This is a genomic window from Mesorhizobium sp. CA6 (assembly GCF_020165035.1).
Classification (GTDB): domain Bacteria; phylum Pseudomonadota; class Alphaproteobacteria; order Rhizobiales; family Rhizobiaceae; genus Mesorhizobium.
Map to the genome: position 1 here is coordinate 13924 of NZ_JAIUHI010000008.1, position 21035 is coordinate 34958.

Here is a 21035-nt window from a genome sequence, read left to right on the forward strand (position 1 = left end):
TACGATTCCCGCTCAAGGGCACGGATTGCCGACACGCTGATGGATCGCGTCGACCGCCTTCTGCATTTCTTCCGTCCAGGTGACGTCGACCGAGGACAGCGCCACATCGAGTTGCGCAACGCTGGTGGCGCCGACGATGTTCGCGGTCACGAAGGGCCGGCTCGCCACATAGGCGTTGGCGAAAAGCGCCGGCTCCATGCCGAAGGAACGCGCCAGCTCATTGTACTGAAGCAGCACCTCCGCCGCGTTCGGCGTCTCGTAGCGCTGGCCTCGGTTGAACAGCTGCGAGCGCGAGCCCTGCGGTCGCGCGCCATGATCGTATTTTCCGGTGAGATAACCCTGCGCCAGCGGCGAATAGGGAAGAAACGCGATCTCCTCGCGCTCGCAGACCTCCGCAAGGTTCACCTCGAAGGTGCGGTTGACGAGGTTGTAGGCGTTCTGCAGCGAGGCGACGCGCGGGCCGGAGCCCTTCTCGGCCTCGAAGACGAAACGCATGACGCCCCAGGAGCTTTCGTTCGAGAGGCCGAGATGGCGGATCTTGCCGGCTTTCACCAGGTCCTGGAAGACGGCGAGCGTCTCGGCAATCGGTGTTTCGTCTCCGGGCGCGGCTGCGGCATCGGCCCGGCGCGCCACCGCTCCGATCCGCGTCGGGTTCGAACCCCACGGAATGTCCCGGTCCGGCCAGTGGATCTGGTAGAGGTCGATATAGTCGGTGCCGAGCTTGGCCAGCGATTTCTCGACCGCGTCGAAAATGTCGGCGCGCACCAGCTTCGACGGACGATCGCCGCGGAACCATGCGTTGGCCGTGCGGCCGACCACCTTCGAGGCAAGGATGACCTTGTCGCGGTTTCGATTGGCCTTCATCCAGCTGCCGATGATCCTCTCGGTTCGCCCTTGCGTCTCTGCCTTGGGCGGGATCGGGTAAAGCTCGGCCGTGTCGATGAAATTCACCCCGCGCGAGAACGCCAGGTCCATCTGCGCGTGGCCCTCGGCCTCGGTGTTCTGCTGACCCCAGGTCATCGAGCCGAGGCAGATTTGCGAAACAAGAAGATCGGTCCGACCGAGGCGGCGCTTATGCATGGAATTCTCCGGCGGGAGGTTTGCGCGGACAGCGCGGGGAGGAAGTTGAACATAGAGCAAAACGCTTGCGTTTTGCAAAGCCGCCCAGTTTCGAGATTGGCCGAAGCGTCAGTCAGTTCATCATTCTAGGGCGGAGCAAGAAGCGAAGCGACGCGCGCAGACCCTGGAATCCATTCCGTTACCCTAAAGCGTTGCAGCGGTTACAGAATTCTGCACCGTTGCACTCTACGTTGAAGGTCACGGAATGGATCCTTGGGTCTGCGCTCCGCTTCGCGTCACTACGCCCAAGGATGACGAATATTGGAGAGGCTCCAGCCAATTTCGATAGCGAAGTCTCTGATGGAGGGAACTACCGCCTCGCCCCGGCCAGCGCCCGCCGCTTGGCCTCGTCGATCAGCATGTTGGCAACCTGCATGCGGATCATGGCACGCTGGCGCAGATGCGGCGCGACCCGGTCCGGATGGTTGGCGAAGGCGAAGTTACGGCGGATGCGACCGAAATCGGCGTTCTTGGCCGGACGGTCGAGGCCGAGCTCGCCGGCGATCGCTTCGGGATCGATCGGCGGCAGCTTCTCCTCCGGCCACTGCTCTTCGCCGGCAAGCGTCAGTTTCGCCTGGTCGAGAAGTGCTGCGAACTCGGCAGCGAGGTCGGCGCCTTGCTCACGATATTCGGCGGCGACGCTCTCGCCGGCGACCTTGATGCGGCCGGAATGCAGTTCATCGGCCACGGACAGATAATCAAACGGGATGGACGGTCGGGCGCCCTCGTCCTCGCCTTTCTCCGAGGCGACGATCAGGTCGTCGAGCAACGAAGCGAAATCGAGCTTGTTCCCGGTGCCGATCTCAACCTCCCTGTCGTGACGGCATGCAGTGATGCCGCCAAACATAGTGGGCTCTCGTTAAGAATGAATTCTGGCGATATTGACAATTGGCGGCTTTTCCGCCCGGCAAGACGGCATCGGACAATAAAAAGCCGGACTGCTCTTCGGGCAGTCCGGCAAGGTCGCCAGGAGTGGCGAGGAAAAAGCCAGCCATGTGCCGGCACGGGTGCCTACGGCCGAGCCTGCCAAAAAGTTTCACGGAAATCGATTGTGGCGGGAAATTGTCGCGGCATGGCAGCCATGCAAATGCTGCACTGCACAATTTTAACAAATCGCCTATATGCTGGCGTCGGGAGGACCAACTGGGGCAACTGAGTCATGGGGTTCTTCACTGAAATGTTCGCTCGGCCGAGGCCGCAGGAACACCAGCGTTACCGCTCGGCGCTTGCGCTTCTGAACGCGATGAGCAATGCGGACCGCGCCGATATCGGCGTCAAGCCGGCGGATTTTCCGCGCATCGCGCGCGAAATGTCGATCCGCTGAGCTGAGCCAAAGAGGTTTCCCGGAATCCCGGGAAACCTCCAAGCCATTCAACATCAACGATTTCCAAGAAAAGTCTGCTTGCTGAGCGGCACGCCATTGTGGCGCAGGATGTCGTAGGCTGTGGTGACGTGGAAATAGAAATTCGGCATCGCCAGGTGCAGCAGATATTGCAGGCCAGGCAGCGTGGTTTCGCGGCCGCCGAGCCGCACTTCGACCGTCCTGTCCTCAGATCCTTCCAGATCGGCCGCCGCAAATGTCGCCAGATAATCGAGCGTCTTGGCGATCCGGGCCTGCAACTCGGCAAAGCTCGCTTCATTGTCCTCATATTTCGGCACCTCGCGCCCGGCGAGCCGCGACGGCGCGCCCTTGGCATGGTCGGTGGCGATCTGGATCTGCCTGGCCAGCGCGAACATGTCTGGCGCCAGCCGCGCCGTGAGGAACACCTGCGGATCGATCTTGCGTTCGCCGGCATCCTGCTCCGCCGCCGTCAAGACGCTGGCCAGCGCCTTCAGCCTGGCGGAAAAAACGCCCACCGATATGTCGTACATGGAAATGGTCACGGGCAATCTCCCCACGCGGCCCAGCGCCGCGGGCCGTGAACTAGCGCCTCCCGCCACGATTCTTCAAGCGGTCCTCCCCATGGCGTCACCGCGCCGCCGCAATCGCCGTGGTAGTATTTTCGTTACCGAGCGGAGGATTCGATGAAAAGAGCCACTTTCGCAGCGACTGTCTTTTTCTCATTGGCCGGCCTCACGCATTCCGCGTCCGCGGCGGATGCGCCCTATGTCGATGACCGATCAAGCGCCGATGCGGTCGTCCGCTCGCTTTACAGCGCCATCAACCGTCACGAATTCGCCCGCGCCTGGGGCTATTTCGGCGATACGAAGCCGGCAAAGGACTTCAATGCCTTCGTCAAGGGTTACGACGGCACCGACAGCGTCGAAGTCAAGACTGGCGCCATCTCGGAGGACGGTGCTGCCGGCAGCATCTATTACAGCGTCCCGGTCGCCATCCAGGCGACCGACAAAAAAGGCGAGGCCAAGGTTTTCGCCGGCTGCTACACGGTCCGCCAGGTCAATGCGCAGATCCAGGAGCCGCCCTTTCAGCCGATCTTCATCGACAAGGGCGCGTTGAAGCCGTCGACCGAGGATTTCGACAGCGCCGTGCCGGCAAGCTGTGGCGACGGCCCGCCGCCGCCGAAGAAGGACGAGGCCCTGGAGCAGGCCAAGAAGGCCTTCCTCGCCACCTATGGCGACCAGTGCGACAAGCAGGATCCTGACGGCAAGCCGATCGGCGAGCCAGAGGCTCATTCCATCCACTATAAGGACAAGGACGCCCAGCCCAGCGACCCGGAGCGCGAGACGCGGCTGTTCCGCTTCTTCTGCTCGATGGCCGCCTACAACGAGACGGCGGTCTACTACATCACCGACGACGTCGATGGCGTCTCACAGTTGCAGTTCACCGAGCCGGACCTCGACATCCGCTACGAGAACAACAACAGCGAAGGCAAGGTCGAATCGATCCACATCATCGGGTTCAAGACCAGCGGCTGGGCGACCAATTCGGACTATGACGACAACACCAAAACCATCACCACATCGAACAAATGGCGTGGCGTGGGGGATGCCTCGTCATCGGGAACCTACCTTTTCCGCAACGGCGATTTCTCGCTCGTCCAGTATGACGTCGATGCGTCCTATGACGGCGAGCAAAATCCGCAGACGGTCATCGACTACAACACGGCGCCTTGAGGCGCTGCAGCGCAATCACGGCGCTTTCGTCAGCATCCAGTTCAGCGTGCCGCGCCAGTCGACCATGCGGATCGGCGTGCCGTGCGTGCCGGTCTCGAAGCGTACGAAGCGGGTCGGATAAGCCTTCCTGGCGAGGATCGAACGGAAGAAGGCTTCCTGCTTCTCCACCGGGAAGACCACGTCATGGCTGCCCTGGCCGAAGAACACCGGCACGCGGCGCTTGAAGGCGGGGCTGGTGAGAAAGCTGTCGTCCCACAGCGATCCGAGCAGCAGCAGCCCGCTGATGCGGCCGCCCGTGTCCTTGCGCGCGGCGAGCTTCCAGCAGATCATCCCGCCCATCGAGCCGCAGGCGACGAAGATTTTCGCGCTCGGCGATGTCTCGGCATAGTGGTCGATGAGCGCCGCGACCTGCGCCGCGCCCTTGTCGCCGAAATTGGGGAAATCGGGCGAAAGATAGAGCCCGTTGTTGGCGGCCATCAGGTTCTTGATGCGATTGAAATTGCCGCCGAAGGTGAAGTCGTCCACGCCTTGCTTGCGGCTGCCGCCTTGCCCGTGCAGGTAGAGAACGATGATGGAGGCGCCCTCGGTCCTGCCGACCGCGACATGCCTGATATCGCCGGCGTCGGTCTTCAGTATCAGGTCCTGCTGCACCTTGCGCACGCCGGGATCGGTGTATTGCGCATGCACACGCCTTTCCGGCACCTCGTCACGTTGATTGATGTCGCGCATCTCGCGATAGTCGAGGACGGTGTAGGCGCCGTTGTCGCCGGTCGATAGTGTCGCCGGATAGGCGAATAGATCGTCCTTGAACGATTTCAGCGAAAGCGTCTGCCCCTCGGCGGCGGAGAGGGACAGCGCCGCCGCGGTGATCAGGGCGAAGAAAAGTCGATAACGCAAAGCCATGCCGAGAGGCATGCGAAATTCGGCTCCGCTTTGTCAATCCTGCAGAACGCCACCCGCCCCTTCCAGCGCCTCGCGCGTGTCGACATCGATCGAGGCGCCCTGCCCGATCTCGACATCGATGACGTCGAGACCCTCGGCCTCGACCAGATGGCGCGCGCCGGTATCGCCCTCGAGCTGCGCGACGGCCGCGAAAAGCGATCGCGGCAAAAGCACCGGATTGCCGCGCTTGCCCTGGTGGGAAGCGCGCACCACGGAGCGGCCGCCGGCGCGGCGGAACGCGTCGATCAGGCTGTCGAGGTCTTTCGACGAAACGCCCGGCATGTCGCCAAGCACGATCATGGCGCCGGCCGCGTCGGGCGCGACCTTCGCGATACCCGCCTTCAACGACGAAGCGAGGCCATCGGCGAAATCCGGGTTGTCCACGAATGTCACGCCAAGACCGCCAAGCGCCGAACGCACGCGCTCGCGCTGATGGCCGGTGACGACGACGGTGGCGGCGGCCTTCGAGGCCAGCGCACGACCGGCGGTGCGGCGCACAAGCGGCTCGCCGTCGAACAGCGCCAAAAGCTTGTTCGGCCCGCCCATCCGGCTCGAGCGGCCGGCGGCCAGGAGCACGATATCGACTTTCAGCGCTGACCTTGCCGGCTGCGGCGCCGGCTCGCGCGGCTGCGGCCTGGTCGGAATTTCCATCAAAAGCCCGCCGACGCCCATTCCGGCAATATCGCCCGCCGTCACCTCGAGCCCGGCAACCAGCCGATCGAGCACCCAGTCGAAGCCATTTTCCTTCGGACTGCGCGCGCAGCCGGGCGCGCCGACGATGCGCTTGCCGTCGAGCGTTCCGAGCACCAGCAGATTGCCGGGGTCGACCGGCATGCCCGCGCGGACGACGGTACCCCCGGCACGCTCGATCGCGGCCGGCACGACATCGGCGAAATCGCTCATCGCCGAGGCGCCGAAGATCACCACCATGTCGTTGTCGCGCGCCAGCTGGGTTGCGGCCGCGGCGACCGGCGCGACCTCATGCGGCGTGCGCCGCTCGGCCGTCAGTCGGCCGCCGAAACGCGCCAGCCGGGCCTCGGTAACGCGCAGTGTCTTGTCGAGCACGCTCGGCTTGACGCCGGGAAGCATCGTCTGGATGACGCCGACAGTTACGGGGCGATAGGCATTGACGGCAAATATCTCGCGGCCGGCGCAGATCCTCACCACGCTGTCCACCAGGCTTTCGGCGACGGCAAAGGGGATGATCTTGACCGTCGCCACCATCTGCCCCTTCTCGACCGGCGCATGCTGCGCCAGCGTCGCGATGGTGATGCCCGGATCGACGGCATTGATGGCGTCGATCATCGCGGCGTCGACGGTAAAGACGCCTGAGGCTTCCGCATGCAAATTCACCCGCCCGGTCGCGGCCGGCTTGACCTCGACGTTGCGGTGACGCATGGCGGAGGCGATCTTCGCGGCTGCGACATCTTCGCCCAAATCGTCCGCGGCAAGAACCGCCGCGACGACTTCGCCGACGCCCGCCGCCTTGAGCGCCTCGATATCCTGGCGGCTCAGCCGGTGCGCCTTGCGGAAGCGTTTTTCGCCGGCGGTGGTCGCATGCGCCAGCACCGCCCCTTCCGCCTCGTCGATCGGAACCGGTCCGAATCTCACGCCACGGCGCCTTTTGCTTCGAAACCGCGCGAGCGGAAGGCGTGGATCGTCTGCGCAAGGACGGCGACGGCGATCTCGGCCGGACTGGCAGCACCGATATCGAGGCCGATCGGCGCGTGGATGCGGGCGATCTGGTCGGCACCGGCGCCGAGCGCCAGCAGGCGTTCGACACGCTTGGCGTGGGTCTTGCGGCTGCCCAGCGCCCCGACATAGAAGCATCGCGCGTCGAGCGCCGCCTTCAGCGCGAAATCGTCGATCTTCGGATCGTGGGTGACGGCGGCAAGGGCGGTATAGCTGTCGAGTGGCGCGCGTTTCAGCACATCCTGTGGCCATTCGGCATGCAGCACGACGTCGGGAAAGCGCTCCGGGGTAGCGAAGGCGGTGCGCGGATCGATGATCTCGACCGGATAGCCGGCGATCTTCGCCATCGGCGCCAGCGCCTGGCTGATATGCACGGCGCCGATCACCACCAGACGCGGACGCGGCAGATGCGCGTTGAGAAAGAACGTCCGCCCTTCCGCCTCCACCGACTGTGAATTGCCGGTGCGGAACGCATTGGCGATCGCCGCGCCGAGATCGCCCGCAACATGGTCGCCCTCGCGCACGATGCGGTCGCGACCGTCGCCGAGGTCAGTGACAAGCACCGCGGCGCGGCGGGCGCGGCGTTCTTCGTTCAGTGTCTTCAGGACGTAGGGATCCATCTGTGATCAGCCCAGCCGCTCGACATAGACCTTGATGCGGCCGCCGCAGGACAGGCCCACCTGCCAGGCAGTGTCGTCGGCGACGCCGAATTCCAGCATCCTGGCCTTGCCCGAGCCGATGACGTCCATCGCCTCGGTCACCACGGCGCCCTCGACGCAGCCGCCGGAGACCGAGCCATGGAAATTGCCCTCGGCGTCAATGACCAGATGGCTGCCGACCGGGCGAGGCGCCGAACCCCAGGTCTCGACCACGGTCGCGATGGCGACATCCTTGCCGTCCTTCATCCAGCCTTCCGCGATGATCAGCGGATCGCGGGCCTCATCGAGATAAATGCTCTCATCCATCGTCACTTCTCGCAAAGTCTGTCTTTCAAGGGAAACCTTGGTCGTCCCTACGGTAAACGTTGGTTTCCCGCCAAGGAAACATATGGCTACGCAGCCGGCCTCCCGCCAGCTTGCCGCCAGCGGCGCGGGTCGACCGAAGCCGCCCGCCGCTGGTCGAGCGAAGCGCAAAGATCGGCCAGCGCGTCGAGATTGTGCACTGCCCGGAACTCGTCGACATAGGGCAGCATCGCCTTCACGCCACGGGCGCGGGCCTCAAAACCGTCGAAGCGCAACAGCGGATTGAGCCAGATCAGCCGCCGGCAGGATTTTTGCAACCGCTCCATCTCCTGCGAAAGGCCGGCGACGTCGTCGCGCTCCAGTCCGTCGGTGATGAGAAGCACCACGGCACCCTGCCCCAGCACGCGCCGCGACCACAGCCGGTTGAACTCGGCAAGCGTGTCGCCGATGCGGGTGCCGCCCGACCAGTCCTTCACCGCCGTCGAGCATTCGGCCAACGCCTCGTCGGGATCGCGATGGCGCATCTGGCGGGTCAGGTTGGTCAACCGCGTGCCGAAAACGAAGGCGTGCACGCGCCGGCGCTTCTCCGTCAGCGCATGCAGGAAATGCAGGAAGATGCGCGTATACTGGCTCATCGAGCCGGAAATGTCGGCCAGAACGACCAGCGGCGGATGCGCTTCGCGCGGAGACCGGAATTTCGGCAGGATAAGCTCGCCGCCGGTGCGCGCGGCCGAGCGCATCATGGCGCGCGGATCCATGCGGCCCCCTTGCGCGTCCGCCCTGAAGCGCCGTGTGCGGACAAGATCGAAGGGCAGGCGCAAGGCCGCGATCGCCTTTTTGGCTTCGGCCATCTCCGCCGCATCCATCTGGGCAAAATCCTTGCCGCGCAGCACCTCGTTGCCGGAAAAGGTGAGGCGCGCATCGACCTCGATCTCCGGCACTTCCCGGACCGGTTGATTCTTCCGATGGCCCTCGAACATCGCCCGGCTGACGCGGTTTTCGGCAGCCCGCGGCTTCTGCTTCTCAGCGTTGTCCGCAGCGACCGGCGAAAACATCGCCAGCAGTTTCTCGATCAGCTCGCGCGATTTCCAGAACAGGCGGAAGGCCTCGTCGAAGACAGGATGATCCTCGCGCCGCGAGACGAGCACCGCATGCAGCGTCCAGTAGAAATCGTCGCGCGAGCCGATGCCGGCAGCAAGCACCGCCTCGATGGCGTCCTTCACGGAAGCCGGACCGACGCGCATGCCTGCCTTGCGCAACGCACGCGCGAAATAGACGATGTTGTCGGCGATGCGCCCATCGGCGAGCGCTTCCTTGGGTTCCGGACGCGGCACAGGCATCGCGCCTACTCCGCCGCCGACAGCTCGGCCTTCACCTCATTGAGGATGCGCCGGCCCTCGCCCTCGCCGATACGGGCGATGTCGTCCTGATATTTCAAAAGCACGCCGATGGTGTCCGACACGGTCTCCGGATCGAGCGCCACCTTGTCGAGTTCGGTCAAGGCGCCGGCCCAGTCGATGGTTTCGGCGACGCCGGGCGCCTTGAACAGCTCGACCTGGCGCAGCTTCTGGATGAAGGACACGACCTCCGCCGACAGCCGGCGGTTCGCCTGCGGCACCTTGCGCCGCACGATCTCCAGCTCGCGCTCGGCGTTCGGATAGTCGACCCAGTGATAGAGACAGCGACGCTTCAGCGCGTCGTGAATCTCGCGTGTCCGGTTGGTGGTGATGATGACGATCGGCGGCTCTTCCGCCTTGATCGTGCCAAGTTCCGGAACTGTTACCTGGAAATCGGAAAGAATCTCGAGCAGGAACGCCTCGAAAGCTTCGTCGGTGCGATCGAGCTCGTCGATCAGGAACACCGGCGCGGCACCCGCCTTGCCGGTCAGCGCGTCGAGCACCGGACGGCGGATCAGGTATTTCTCGGAAAAGACGTTACGCTCCATATCGGAGCGGACGACCTTGCCCGCCGCTTCCTCCATGCGGATCTCGATCATCTGCGCGGCATAGTTCCACTCATAGACGGCCGAGGAGACGTCGAGCCCTTCATAGCATTGCAGCCGGATCAGCCGGCGGCCGAGCGCGCCGGCCAGCACTTTGGCGATCTCGGTCTTGCCGACGCCCGCCTCGCCTTCGAGGAACAAGGGCCGCTTCATGCGCAGTGAAAGAAACAGCACCGTCGCCAACGAGCGGTCCGCAACATAATCCGCGCCTGTCAAAAGATCGAGCGTTTCGTCGATCGTTTTCGGCGCGGGGCGCGGCGCGGTCATCTTGTCTCCGTGGATCCCGCTTGCACGTTCAAAGAAAATGATAGCCGCGGTTGTGGTAGATCAGCGGCCGCAAATTATCGCCGATGCGCAGGCCTGTCACCTTGCCAAAAAGCACACGGTGTGTGGCAAGGTCCTTGCTATCGATGATTTCGCAGTCGAACACCGCCAGCGCACCTTTCAGCGTCGGGGCGCCGGTCGAGATCACATCCCACTCGGCCAGGGCGAAGCGCTCCTCCACCGGCAGGCCGGTGATGCCGGAAAAGGCGACCGATACGGCTTCCTGGTCCGATGCGAGGGTGTTGAGCGCGAACTTGCCGTTCTTGATGAAAGCTTCGTTCTTGGCGTTCTCGCGGTTGAGGCAGACCAGCACCGTCGGCGGGGTGTCCGAGACCGAACAGGCGGCGATCACCGTGGCGCCCCTTTTGCCGCCGGGCCCGTCGGTCGTCACCACATGCACATGGCCGGCAAAATGCGCCATCGCATCGCGATAATGCTGCGGCCCGATATCATTGATCTTCAGCACCCGATGTCCACCTGTCGAAACCAGTTCGTTATATATGGCGGCATATTGCACGCCACAAGTTGCATAGCATGGGCGAAGTGCTTGACCGCAATCCGCAAATTCGCGTGTTGCGCGGCGCTTAGCCAGCCTTTAGGCATTTCCTGGAATAGTGTCGGGACTGTATTCCCGGCATGGAGGATCTCTTAGCCCGAATGCGTCTTCTCACGACGACATCAGCCGTGCTGCTCTGGCTGTCGCTGGCCGCGAGCGCCGACGCCGAGACGCTGGTCGGCGTTGCTGCGCCGCTTTCCGGCTCATCGGCGATCCTCGGCAAGCAGATCGAGGCCGGCGCCGGCCTGGCGGCGGAGGCGAACGGCATCGCGATCAAGGCTGTGGACGATGCCTGCACCGCCGATGGCGGCGCCGCAGCAGCGAAGGAATTCGTCGACGCCAAGGTCAATGTCGTGGTGGGCTTTCTCTGCACCGACGCGATCGAGGCGGCGCTGCCGATCCTGAAGGATGCCAACATCCCGGTCATCACGGTCGGCGTGCGCACCGAAAGCCTGACCGACCGGCGCGCCAAGACCGGCTGGCCGGTCTACCGGCTCGGCCCGCGCGGCGACGATGAGCGCAATGCGGTCGCCACCAAGCTAATCCAGCTCTGGCGCGACGACCTGTTTGCCATCGTCGATGACGGCACCATCTATGGCCGCGAGATGGCCGAGACCTTTCGCGCCGCAGCCGAGCAGGCTGCCTTGAAGCCGGTCTTCACCGACACGTTCCGGCCGCAGCTCGACAACCAGATCGGGCTGATCGGCCGGTTGAAGAAGGCCGGCGCGACCAAGGTGTTCGCCGGCGGCGACGGCGAGGATGTCGCCATCATGGGCCGCGACGCCGCCCAGCTCGATGCCGGCATCACCTTTGCCGGCGGCGAAAACCTGCGCACGCCGCCGGGCGATGTGCCCTATGCCGTCGGCACGCTGATGATCGCTCCGCCGGAATGGTCGGAGATCGCCGATCCCAAGGTGGTGCAGGGTTTCGCAGCGAAGAACATCGTGCCGGACGGCTACACGCTTCCGGCCTATGCCGCGGTCGAGGTCGCCAAGGCCGCGCTGGCCGGTGCGCAAAGCACTGGGCAGCCGCTCGGCGAAGCGTTGACCGGCCGTGATTTTGCGACCGCGATCGGCACCGTCCGCTTCGACGACAAGGGCGATCTCAGCCAGAACCCGTTCCGCCTCTTCCGCTTCGACGGCATGCATTTCGTGCCGCTGGAGGACAAGTGATGTTCCGCACCGGTCCGCGCAATCTGATCACCGACGTTGCCGGTCTTCGCGTCGGCAATGCCGCCGACGCCAGGCTCAAATCCGGCGTCACGGTGGTGCTGTGCGACGAGCCCGCGGTTGCCGGCGTCCAGGTGCTGGGCGGCGCGCCGGGCACGCGCGAGACCGACCTGCTCGAGCCGCAGAATTCGATCGCGATGGTCCACGCCGTCGTTCTGTCCGGCGGTTCCGCCTTCGGCCTCGACGCCGCCTCGGGCGTACAGGCGGCGCTGCGCGAAAAGAATATCGGTGTCGAGGTCGGCGGCTTCCGCGTGCCGATCGTGCCGGCCGCGATCCTGTTCGACCTGCGCAATGGCGGTGACAAGGATTGGGGCCGCTATCCGCCCTATCGCGAGCTCGGCTATGGGGCCGTGCAGGCGGCAATCGTCGACTTCGCCATCGGCACGGCTGGCGCCGGCACCGGCGCCCTGACCTGCGGCCTCAAAGGCGGGCTGGGCTCCGCCTCGACCGCGCTCGATAGCGGCGTCACTGTCGGCGCGCTCGCCGCCGTCAATCCGACCGGCTCGGTGACGGTCGGCCGCAGCCGCCATTTCTGGGCGGCGCCCTTCGAGATCGGCGACGAGTTCGGCGGCCTCGGCTACCCGGCCCCGCTGCCTGAAGATGCCAGAAAGATCCTGCTGAAATACCGCGACAGGCAAATGGGCGGCGAGGCCGAAGGCGGCAGCACCACCATCGCCGTCATCGCCACGGACGCCGTCCTGACCAAGGCCGCGGCCAAGCGACTGGCGATTTCGGCGCATGACGGCTTCGCACGCGCCATCTGGCCGACGCACACGCCGGCCGACGGCGATCTCGTCTTTGCCCTGGCGACCGGCAGGAGCGGCATCGAGCTCGGCGCCGATGCCGCGATCGACCTGTTCGCAGCGGCCGGCGCCACCATGGCGCGCGCGATCAGCCGCGGAGTCCATGCCGCGACGCCCGCCGACGGTGATTTGTTTCCAGTCTGGTCGTCGCGCTGATTGGCCCGGCCCCGATCAGGTCGGATCGGACTTTTCTTCCTCGAAGGTGACGGCGACATCCGAATTGGCCGAAAGCCATACCTTCTGGCCGTCGATCTCCGCGACCAGGGCAAGCGAAATGTAGTGGTGATGGTTCTTGTGCGAGCCCATGCCGCTGTCGGCCTTGGTCAGCTTGATCCGATCACCCTCGACCTTGTCGACGGTGCCGATATGGACGCCGTCGGCGCCGATCACTTCCATGTGTCCGCGTATCTTGCTGATATCGGTGCTCATGCTGGTTCTTCGCTGGATGGCGATTTGCCCTTTCGGATGCGAGACGGCCGACAATAACAAATGAACGCCGGATTGGATGCATCGCACGGCGCGCCTCGTTCATCGTGGCGTGATAAGCATGACGCTGATGAGACAAATGACAAACCCGTCTTGCAGCACTCGTCGCGGTCAGTACCTGGTTTGCGCGGCAGCGGCGTTGAGCATTGGGCCTGGCTCTGTTAGGACGCGGCCGACGCTTCTCCCAGGCAGGACTTAGAAAACGGATGATCCCTCGCTATTCCCGGCCGGAAATGGTCGCCATCTGGTCGCCCGAAACCCGCTTCCGCATCTGGTTCGAGATCGAGGCGCATGCCTGCGATGCGCTGGCGGAGCTGGGTGTCATTCCGAAGGAAGCGGCGAAGACGATCTGGGAAAAAGGCGGCGCGGCCAAATTCGACGTTGCCAAGATCGACGAGATCGAACGCGTGACCAAGCATGACGTCATCGCTTTCCTGACCCATCTCGCCGAATTCGTCGGACCCGATGCCCGCTTCATCCACCAGGGCATGACCTCGTCGGACGTGCTCGACACCTGCCTTGCCGTGCAGCTGAGCCGGGCCAGCGACATCCTGCTTGCCGATATCGACGCCTTGCTTGCGGCGCTGAAGCGCCGCGCCTTCGAGCACAAGGACACCGTCACCATCGGCCGCAGCCACGGTATCCATGCCGAGCCGACCACCTTCGGCGTCAAGCTGGCGCAGGCCTATGCCGAGTTCTCGCGCTGCCGCGAGCGGCTGGTGCACGCGCGCGAAGACATCGCCACCTGCGCCATTTCCGGCGCGGTCGGCACCTTCGCCAACATCGAGCCTTATGTCGAAGAGCATGTGGCGGCAAAGCTTGGCCTGAAGCCGGAGCCGGTGTCCACGCAGGTCATCCCGCGCGACCGCCATGCCATGTTCTTCGCCACGCTTGGCGTCATCGCCTCGTCGGTCGAACGCCTCGCCATAGAGATCCGCCATCTGCAGCGCACCGAGGTGCTGGAAGCGGAAGAGTATTTCTCGCCGGGCCAGAAGGGCTCGTCGGCTATGCCGCACAAGCGCAACCCGGTGCTGACCGAAAATCTCACCGGCCTCGCCCGCATGGTGCGCGCCTACGCCATGCCGGCGATGGAAGACGTGGCGCTCTGGCACGAGCGCGACATTTCGCATTCCTCGGTCGAGCGCATGATCGGGCCGGATGCGACGGTAACGCTGGATTTCGCGCTGTCGCGCCTGACCGGCGTCGTCGACAAGCTGCTCGTCTACCCCGAGAACATGGAGAAGAACCTCAACAAGTTCCGCGGCCTGGTGCATTCACAGCGCGTGCTTCTGGCGCTCACCCAGGCCGGCCTGTCACGCGAGGACGCCTACCGCCTGGTGCAGCGCAACGCCATGAAAGTCTGGGAGCACGGCGCCAACTTCCTCGAGGAACTGCTTGCCGACAAGGACGTGACGGCGGCGCTGCCCGAAGCCGAGATCCGCGAGAAATTCGACCTCGGCTATCATACCAAGCATGTCGACACGATCTTCAAGCGGGTGTTCGGGGAAGCTTGAGGCCGAACGAAGGCGCGCGCTGGCGCCAGGCTGGAACACCCCTCATCCGTCTTGTCGCTTCGCGACAAACCACCTTCTCCCACAACAAGGGGAGAAGGGGGAATTTGGCGCCCGCGCCTCAGCTAATCACCAACGCTGCGATTGGCGCCGGCTCCGGCGCGGTTTTTCCTTCTCCCCTTGTGGGAGAAGGTGGATCGGCGCGCTAGCGCCGAGACGGATGAGGGATGCCAGCTTGACGCAGGCGTCGCTCAAGCCTTCCCAGGCACCGTCCTGATCACAGTGCCCCAGGGATCCTCACGGCTCGTTTCCTCCTTCACATTGTCCGAGCGCATCTCGACCCAGGCGAGGCCCGAGCGCGACGGATCGCGGCGGCCGGCGCCGGCGCTCTGCCAGGCATTGGCGCCGATATGGTGGTGGTAATGGCCGGACGACAGGAACACCGCCTGGCCGCCATATTTGGCGACGGTGTCGAAGCCGAACTGGTCATGCCACCAGGCCTCCGCGTCCTCCGGCCGACCGACGCGCAGATGCACATGGCCGACAATGGTGTTTTCCGGCGCGCCCTGCCAGCCGGCATCGCCCGCCGGCACGCTGCCCACCACCGCCTGCAGGTTCAGCCGCTCGGTCGCCATGGCAATTCTGTCGCCGTTCCATTTCCAGTCCTGCGGGCGACGATCCGCATAGATCTCGATGCCGTTGCCCTCCGGATCAGTGAGATAGAGCGCCTCGCTGACCAGATGGTCGGAGGCGCCCTCGATGCCGATGCGATTAGCGGCGGCGTGGCTGATCCAGCGGCCAAGGTCCGCACGCGACGGCAAAAGGAAAGCGGTGTGAAAAAGGCCGGCGCTACGCGGATCGTCGGGCTTGGCCGACGAATCCTGTTCGAGCACCAGCAATGGCCGATTGGCTGCGCCGAGCGTGATCGCGCCGTCGGCGCGGCTCAGTTCCTGCAGGCCGACGACGGCGCGGTAATAGGCCGCCAGGCTTTCGGCATCGCGCGCCTTTAGCCCGACACGCGACACGCTGACCGGGGTGGTCGCGGCAAAAGGCAGTTCGCTCATCAAACTCTCCGTTCGGGCAGCGCTAATCCCAGCATGGGATTGTCGTGGCCGCCAGCCATTGTTCCTTGTTCCTCTCCAAATCGTCGATTGCGATCGTTCACACAAGAGAGCAAGAATCGAACAAGTTGTTCACAATTGTGATCGCTCCGAATTTTTCGATAGGGTTGCAGCCAAGAAGGCCGCTCGCTACATCCGCGCCATGAAAGTCAAAGACGCAGATATCCTGATCGTGCCGGGCTACACCAATTCCGGCCCCGAGCACTGGCAGACCCGCTGGCAATCGAAACTGTCGACGGCGCGCCGGGTCGAGCAGGCGGAATGGACCAAACCCGTGCGTGAGGACTGGACGGCGAGCGTGGCCAACGCCGTCAACGAGGCCGAGCGGCCCGTGGTACTTGTTGCGCACTCGCTGGGCGTGACGGCGGCGGTGCAGGCCATCCCGCAATTCAAGAAGCCGGTCGCCGGCGCCTTCTTCGTCGCGCCGCCCGACGTCTCCAATCCGGAAATCAGGCCAAGGCATCTGATGACCTTCGGCCCCTATTCGCGCGATCCCCTGCCTTTTCCGTCCATCGTGATCGCCAGCCGCAACGATCCATTCTGCGCCTTCGCAGTCGCCGAGGACATTGCCGCCGCCTGGGGATCGCTCTTCATCGATGCCGGCGAGGCCGGCCATCTCAACCACGACGCCGGCTTCGGCCCGTGGCCGGAGGGTTCGATGACTTTCGCCAAATTCCTGACGGAGTTGAAGGAGCCGTAACGCCGGCTTCAGGAGCCGATCGAATCCCGCATGCTCTTCAGCAGCGTTTTCGCGCCGAGCGAGATCAGCGTGTGGTCCGAGCCCATGGCGAGCAGCCGAAAACCCATCGACACGACACGCCCGGCAATCGCCGGTTCGATGACATAGATCGCGGCATGCTTGCCGGCCTTGCGGGTCCGCTCGGCGATCGACGCGACCGTCTCCATCATGCTTTCCAGCGTCGAATTGATGGTGGTGCCGTTCGACCAGGCGATCGAGAAATCCGACGGACCGACGAAGATGCCGTCGATGCCGGGCGTATCCAAAATACCGTCCAGCGCCTCGAGGGCAGCCCGCGTCTCGACCATGGCAAAAGCCATGGTGCGCTGGTTCGTGTCGCGCAGCCATTCGGCATGGTCGCCCTTGCCATGGCGCGGGAAAGCATAGGTCGGGCCCCAGGAGCGTTCGCCCAGCGGCGGATATTTCATCGCGGCGGCGAATTGCCTTGCATCGGCCACGGAGTTCACCATCGGCGCGATCACCGCCTCGGCGCCGAAATCGAGCGCGCGGCTCGCCATGTCGAAGCGCCCGACCGGAATGCGCACCAGCGCCGGCTTGTTGGCGGCTAGAACCGGCACCAGGCCGCGCAGCACGCTGTCCTCATGGTGGCCGCCATGCTGCATGTCGAGCGTGACGGCATCAAAACCCTGCTTGGCGATGATCTCGACCGTCAGCGCGTCCGGCACGCCCGACCAGGCGGTGAACAGCGTTTCGTCGGCGGCCAGGCGGGACTTGAGCGACATCGGAAGTTTCCTTGTGAACAATCCGCAGTTTTGGCCGGAAACGACGCGAAGGCAAAGAAAAACCGCCCGGTTTGGCCGAGCGGTCGATTGGTCCAGTCAGAGCACTTCCAGGAAAAGTGTGTATCGGTTTTCCGTCCGGAATTGCGTAAAAACAAATCGGTTTTCCGTCCGGAATTGCGTAAAAACAAAGAGATAGAGAATGATGCCGAAAAGCGCGAAGCGGTTCTCGGACGACCATGTCCGCACAGCCTCAGCTGTTCTTGATCTCCTCGATCGCCTGCGCCATCAGCTCGTCCATGGTGCGGCGGATCTGATGGTCGGACTGGGCGACGCCGGCCGCGTCAAAATCCGTGCGTATCTTGCGGAAAACATCGTGGTCGCCCGCTTCCTCGATATCGGAGACCACCACTTCCTTGGCATAGGCTTCGGCATCGGCGCCGGATTTGCCCAGTTTCTCGGCGGCCCACAGGCCAAGCGCCTTGTTGCGGCGCGCCGCGGCCTTGAAGCGAAGCTCCTCGTCGAAGGCGAATTTGCGCTCAAAACCCTCTTCGCGGTCTTTCATGCTGCTCATAACGTCCCTCCGATCAATCCGATTCGCTTGGCGGTGAATATGTGTGGTGGGCAAGCACAAACCAAAAGGCCACGGGCCGGTCAATATGCTTCGTCGCATGCTGCGCTGCGGCATTTCAGTCCCGAAAGCGGTTGATTCGCGGGATTTGCCGATTGAGCAAACAAGACGATTGCGATAACACCGGCATTGAACGCCGCCTTCGCCATACTAATTTAGGCAGACGGGCAGGAACCGGTCACTCGCCGCTTGCCCGCAGATCCAGAGAAAAAATCAAATGAAAAATCGCCGCCGCATTTACGAAGGCAAGGCCAAGATCCTCTATGAGGGCCCTGAGCCGGGGACGCTGATCCAGTTTTTCAAGGACGATGCCACCGCTTTCAACAAGAAGAAGCATGAAGTGGTCGATGGCAAGGGCGTGCTCAACAACCGCATTTCCGAACACATCTTCAACCACTTGAACCGGATGGGCATCCCCACCCACTTCATCCGCCGGCTCAACATGCGCGAGCAGTTGATCAAGGAAGTCGAGATCATCCCGCTCGAGGTCGTGGTTCGCAATGTCGCCGCCGGCTCGCTATCCAAGCGCCTCGGCATCGAGGAAGGCACGGTGCTGCCGCGCTCGATCATCGAATTCTACTACAAGGCCGACGCGCTCGACGACCCGATGGTGTCGGAAGAGCACATCACCGCCTTCGGCTGGGCAAGCCCCCAGGAAATCGACGACATCATGGCTTTGGCCATCCGCGTCAACGACTTCCTGTCCGGCCTGTTCCTCGGCGTCGGCATCCAGCTGGTCGACTTCAAGATCGAATGCGGCCGCCTGTTCGAGGGCGACATGATGCGCATCGTCGTCGCCGACGAGATCTCGCCCGATTCCTGCCGGCTGTGGGACGTCGCCACCCAGGACAAGCTCGACAAGGACCGCTTCCGCCGCGACATGGGCGGCCTTGTCGAAGCCTATCAGGAAGTTGCCCGCCGTCTCGGCATCATCAACGAGAACGAGCCGCCGCGCCCGACCGGTCCGGTACTCGTTGCCTCTTCCGAGGCGCCCAAGGGCCTGAAGCACTGAACATTGACGGGCCTGCCGGACAATGGCAGGCCTTTCCCAAACGACGATCTGCCCAGGAGCATCGATGAAAGCCCGTATCACCGTGACCCTCAAGAACGGCGTCCTCGACCCGCAGGGCAAGGCGATCGAGCACGCGCTCTCCGGGCTGGGCTTCGACGGCGTCGGCCAAGTGCGGCAGGGCAAGGTGTTCGACATCGAACTCGCCGGAACCGACAAGGCCAAGGCCGAAGCCGACCTAAAGGCCATGTGCGACAAGCTTCTGGCGAACACGGTTATCGAAAACTACGCGGTGGAGATCGCCTGACAATGAAATCAGCCGTCGTCCTTCTGCCTGGCCTCAACCGCGACCGCGACATGATCGCGGCGCTGACCAAGATTTCCGGCCAGGCGCCGGCGACCGTCTGGCAGACCGACACAGAAATCCCCGATGTCGACCTGATCGCTATCCCGGGCGGCTTCTCCTTCGGCGACTATCTGCGCTGCGGCGCCATCGCGGCGCGCATGCCGGTGATGCGAGCGGTCGCCGAAAAGGCGGCCAAGGGCGTGACCGTTATCGGCGTCTGCAACGGCTTCCAGATTCTGGTCGAGGCGGGACTGCTGCCCGGCGCCCTGATGCGCAACGCGTCGCTGAAATTCGTCTGCCGGCAGGTGAAGCTCGAGATCGCCAACGCCAACACCATGTTCACCCGCGGCTACCAGCCTGGACAGGTGATCCGCTCGCCGGTGGCGCATCATGACGGCAACTATTTCGCCGATGCCGAGACGCTTGCCCGGCTCGAAGGCGAAGGCCAGGTGGTGTTCCGCTATGCGGAAAACACCAACCCCAACGGCTCGATCAACGACATTGCCGGCATCGTCAACGACAAGGGCAATGTGCTCGGCCTGATGCCGCATCCGGAAAACCTGATCGAAGCGGCGCATGGCGGCAATGACGGACGGGCGCTGTTCGAAAGCGCGCTCGGCATCGCTGCCTGATCCTTAACATCCTATCGGAACGCGGGGGCGGACTGACCATGAGACTGACGATCGCTCGCCTTGCTCTCCTGGCCGCCGCCGGGCTCGCCTTGGCTTCCTGCCAGTCCAGCCCCAAGACCACGCCGATTCCCTCAGGCAAGAGCGCCTCGCTGCTCGCGATGGAACAGGTTGCCATCGCAGCGCACAAATGCTGGATCGCCAGCAAGGACCCGGCCTTCAAGGCCTACCAGATGGCCAACGAGCTCAATTCCTACAGCGGCACGCCGCGCTTCCTGCTGGTGCCAGCCAAGCATTATGGCGGCAAGCCGCTGCTGGTCGTGCAGGCGCAGGGCAGTTCCAACCGCGTCGATGCCTTTGGCCCGCTGATGAACGAGCCGCTCGGCGCGCGCATCAGTTCCGATATCGCCCGCTGGCGGGCCGGCAATCCGTCCTGCGCGGCTGCCGCCTGAAATTGTCATGGCCCGGTTCCTGCAGACCGCGGGACTGGCTGTAGGGCTGATTGCGCTTGTTTTGCAATTCGCCATCACCGTACCGGCATCGATGGCGGCGGGACGCAGCCTGCTCGGCTCGATCGTCTTCTATTTCAGCTTCTTCACCATCCTGACCAACATCGCCGCTGTGATGGTGCACGCTTCACTGCTGTCACCCGCCGGCTATGCGTGGTTCCCGGCCTTTGCCGGACAACGCCTGCGGGCTGGCGTCGCGGTCGCCATCACGCTGGTCTTCATCGTCTATGCGACCGTGCTGGCAGGGCTCTGGCAACCGCAGGGCCTGTTCCTACTTTGCGACATCCTGCTCCATTACGTCACGCCATTCATTTTCGTCATGTGGTGGCTCATCGCTGGCGCGGACGGCAGCACGCGCTGGCGCGACATCTCCTGGTGGATGATCTATCCGCTCGCCTATCTTGCCTATGCCCTGATACGTGCGCCCTTCGCCAGCGAGGTGCCTTACCCGTTCCTCGACGTCGCCAAGAACGGCGCGGCCAGCGTCGCTGTTTCGGCGCTGGGCGTCACGGCGTTGTTCATCGGATTGAGCGTGCTTGCCGTGCTGATCGATCACGGCATCGGCCGGTTGCGGGGAAAGCCCGCAACCCGCCTCCAACCGAGCCGTTGA

The 21035-nt window shown here is 64.0% G+C and carries 25 protein-coding genes; 11 read left to right on the forward strand and 14 right to left on the reverse strand.

All coding sequences use genetic code 11. The annotated features are described in order from the left end of the window. Positions 1-12: 12 nt before the first annotated feature. Together LB526_RS13605 and LB526_RS13610 are read right to left on the reverse strand one after the other, a co-directional pair. Complete coding sequence (locus LB526_RS13605) at positions 13-1080, reverse strand: aldo/keto reductase (protein ID WP_224628022.1); 1068 nt, start codon at positions 1078-1080, stop codon at positions 13-15. A gap of 349 nt (positions 1081-1429) precedes the next feature. Further along, on the reverse strand, positions 1430-1966 hold the full coding sequence (locus tag LB526_RS13610) for a hypothetical protein (protein ID WP_411967547.1): 537 nt from the start codon (positions 1964-1966) through the stop codon (positions 1430-1432). Between the two features lie 312 nt (positions 1967-2278). On the opposite strand from LB526_RS13610, the gene LB526_RS13615 reads away from it, so the two are divergent. Continuing rightward, the gene (locus tag LB526_RS13615) at positions 2279-2443 is read left to right on the forward strand and encodes a DUF1127 domain-containing protein (protein ID WP_140546832.1); all 165 of its coding nucleotides are present in this window, start codon (positions 2279-2281) and stop codon (positions 2441-2443) included. Between the two features lie 53 nt (positions 2444-2496). Here the strand turns inward: LB526_RS13615 and LB526_RS13620 are convergent, their stop codons facing one another. Then, the gene (locus LB526_RS13620; RefSeq protein ID WP_224628024.1) at positions 2497-3003 is read right to left on the reverse strand and encodes a DUF1993 family protein; all 507 of its coding nucleotides are present in this window, start codon (positions 3001-3003) and stop codon (positions 2497-2499) included. 141 nt (positions 3004-3144) lie between these two features. On the opposite strand from LB526_RS13620, the gene LB526_RS13625 reads away from it, so the two are divergent. Beyond that, positions 3145-4194 (forward strand): DUF1176 domain-containing protein, encoded by a 1050-nt coding sequence (locus LB526_RS13625; RefSeq protein WP_224628026.1) that lies wholly within the window; start codon positions 3145-3147, stop codon positions 4192-4194. Between the two features lie 15 nt (positions 4195-4209). Here the strand turns inward: LB526_RS13625 and LB526_RS13630 are convergent, their stop codons facing one another. From LB526_RS13630 to LB526_RS13660, 7 genes are all read right to left on the reverse strand, one after another. Beyond that, positions 4210-5097 carry an alpha/beta hydrolase family protein gene (locus tag LB526_RS13630; RefSeq protein WP_224628028.1) on the reverse strand — a complete coding sequence of 296 codons (888 nt, stop codon included), beginning with the start codon at positions 5095-5097 and terminating at the stop codon, positions 4210-4212. Between the two features lie 33 nt (positions 5098-5130). Then, complete coding sequence (locus LB526_RS13635; protein ID WP_224628030.1) at positions 5131-6747, reverse strand: NTP transferase domain-containing protein; 1617 nt, start codon at positions 6745-6747, stop codon at positions 5131-5133. Then, positions 6744-7448 carry an XdhC family protein gene (locus LB526_RS13640; protein ID WP_224628032.1) on the reverse strand — a complete coding sequence of 235 codons (705 nt, stop codon included), beginning with the start codon at positions 7446-7448 and terminating at the stop codon, positions 6744-6746. The genes LB526_RS13635 and LB526_RS13640 overlap by 4 nt, the downstream gene beginning before the upstream one ends. Before the next feature lie 6 nt (positions 7449-7454). Continuing rightward, positions 7455-7793: an XdhC family protein gene (locus LB526_RS13645; protein WP_224628034.1), complete on the reverse strand. Its 339-nt coding sequence runs from the start codon at positions 7791-7793 to the stop codon at positions 7455-7457. 86 nt (positions 7794-7879) lie between these two features. Next, positions 7880-9130: a vWA domain-containing protein gene (locus LB526_RS13650; RefSeq protein WP_224628037.1), complete on the reverse strand. Its 1251-nt coding sequence runs from the start codon at positions 9128-9130 to the stop codon at positions 7880-7882. Positions 9131-9135: 5 nt separating this feature from the next. After that, entirely contained in the window at positions 9136-10059 is a 924-nt protein-coding gene (locus tag LB526_RS13655) for an AAA family ATPase (RefSeq protein WP_140840139.1), read from the reverse strand. Between the two features lie 28 nt (positions 10060-10087). After that, positions 10088-10582, reverse strand: a complete 495-nt coding sequence (locus LB526_RS13660) for a flavin reductase (RefSeq protein ID WP_095765215.1) — start codon at positions 10580-10582, stop codon at positions 10088-10090. Positions 10583-10773: 191 nt separating this feature from the next. On the opposite strand from LB526_RS13660, the gene LB526_RS13665 reads away from it, so the two are divergent. Beyond that, a complete protein-coding gene (locus tag LB526_RS13665; RefSeq protein ID WP_224628038.1) occupies positions 10774-11844 on the forward strand; it encodes a branched-chain amino acid ABC transporter substrate-binding protein in 1071 nt (356 codons plus the stop codon). Further along, complete coding sequence (locus LB526_RS13670) at positions 11844-12860, forward strand: P1 family peptidase (RefSeq protein WP_224628039.1); 1017 nt, start codon at positions 11844-11846, stop codon at positions 12858-12860. The genes LB526_RS13665 and LB526_RS13670 overlap by 1 nt, the downstream gene beginning before the upstream one ends. 15 nt (positions 12861-12875) lie before the next feature. Here the strand turns inward: LB526_RS13670 and LB526_RS13675 are convergent, their stop codons facing one another. Next, positions 12876-13133 carry a DUF2171 domain-containing protein gene (locus LB526_RS13675; protein ID WP_140546895.1) on the reverse strand — a complete coding sequence of 86 codons (258 nt, stop codon included), beginning with the start codon at positions 13131-13133 and terminating at the stop codon, positions 12876-12878. A gap of 263 nt (positions 13134-13396) precedes the next feature. Here LB526_RS13675 and purB point away from each other — a divergent pair, with 263 nt between their 5' ends. After that, positions 13397-14704, forward strand: coding sequence for an adenylosuccinate lyase (purB, locus tag LB526_RS13680; protein WP_224628040.1), 1308 nt, complete (start codon positions 13397-13399; stop codon positions 14702-14704). A 248-nt stretch (positions 14705-14952) separates the two neighbouring features. Here the strand turns inward: purB and LB526_RS13685 are convergent, their stop codons facing one another. After that, positions 14953-15765 carry a VOC family protein gene (locus LB526_RS13685; protein WP_224628043.1) on the reverse strand — a complete coding sequence of 271 codons (813 nt, stop codon included), beginning with the start codon at positions 15763-15765 and terminating at the stop codon, positions 14953-14955. 199 nt (positions 15766-15964) lie between these two features. Between LB526_RS13685 and LB526_RS13690 the strand changes: the two genes are divergently transcribed. Beyond that, positions 15965-16522, forward strand: a complete 558-nt coding sequence (locus LB526_RS13690; protein WP_224601396.1) for an RBBP9/YdeN family alpha/beta hydrolase — start codon at positions 15965-15967, stop codon at positions 16520-16522. 8 nt (positions 16523-16530) lie between these two features. Here the strand turns inward: LB526_RS13690 and LB526_RS13695 are convergent, their stop codons facing one another. Further along, positions 16531-17304 (reverse strand): HpcH/HpaI aldolase family protein, encoded by a 774-nt coding sequence (locus tag LB526_RS13695; protein WP_095765209.1) that lies wholly within the window; start codon positions 17302-17304, stop codon positions 16531-16533. A gap of 250 nt (positions 17305-17554) precedes the next feature. After that, positions 17555-17875, reverse strand: coding sequence for a DUF1476 domain-containing protein (locus tag LB526_RS13700; protein WP_095765208.1), 321 nt, complete (start codon positions 17873-17875; stop codon positions 17555-17557). 274 nt (positions 17876-18149) lie between these two features. On the opposite strand from LB526_RS13700, the gene purC reads away from it, so the two are divergent. The 5 genes from purC (at position 18150) to LB526_RS13725 (ending at position 21035) form a co-directional block, all read left to right on the forward strand. Further along, positions 18150-18944, forward strand: a complete 795-nt coding sequence (gene purC, locus LB526_RS13705; RefSeq protein ID WP_040995384.1) for a phosphoribosylaminoimidazolesuccinocarboxamide synthase — start codon at positions 18150-18152, stop codon at positions 18942-18944. A 64-nt stretch (positions 18945-19008) separates the two neighbouring features. Continuing rightward, on the forward strand, positions 19009-19248 hold the full coding sequence (gene purS / locus LB526_RS13710) for a phosphoribosylformylglycinamidine synthase subunit PurS (protein WP_095765207.1): 240 nt from the start codon (positions 19009-19011) through the stop codon (positions 19246-19248). A 2-nt stretch (positions 19249-19250) separates the two neighbouring features. Beyond that, on the forward strand, positions 19251-19919 hold the full coding sequence (purQ, locus tag LB526_RS13715) for a phosphoribosylformylglycinamidine synthase subunit PurQ (protein WP_224525663.1): 669 nt from the start codon (positions 19251-19253) through the stop codon (positions 19917-19919). Positions 19920-19957: 38 nt separating this feature from the next. Continuing rightward, complete coding sequence (locus tag LB526_RS13720; protein WP_224628044.1) at positions 19958-20368, forward strand: hypothetical protein; 411 nt, start codon at positions 19958-19960, stop codon at positions 20366-20368. Between the two features lie 7 nt (positions 20369-20375). Then, a complete protein-coding gene (locus LB526_RS13725) occupies positions 20376-21035 on the forward strand; it encodes a Pr6Pr family membrane protein (protein ID WP_224628045.1) in 660 nt (219 codons plus the stop codon).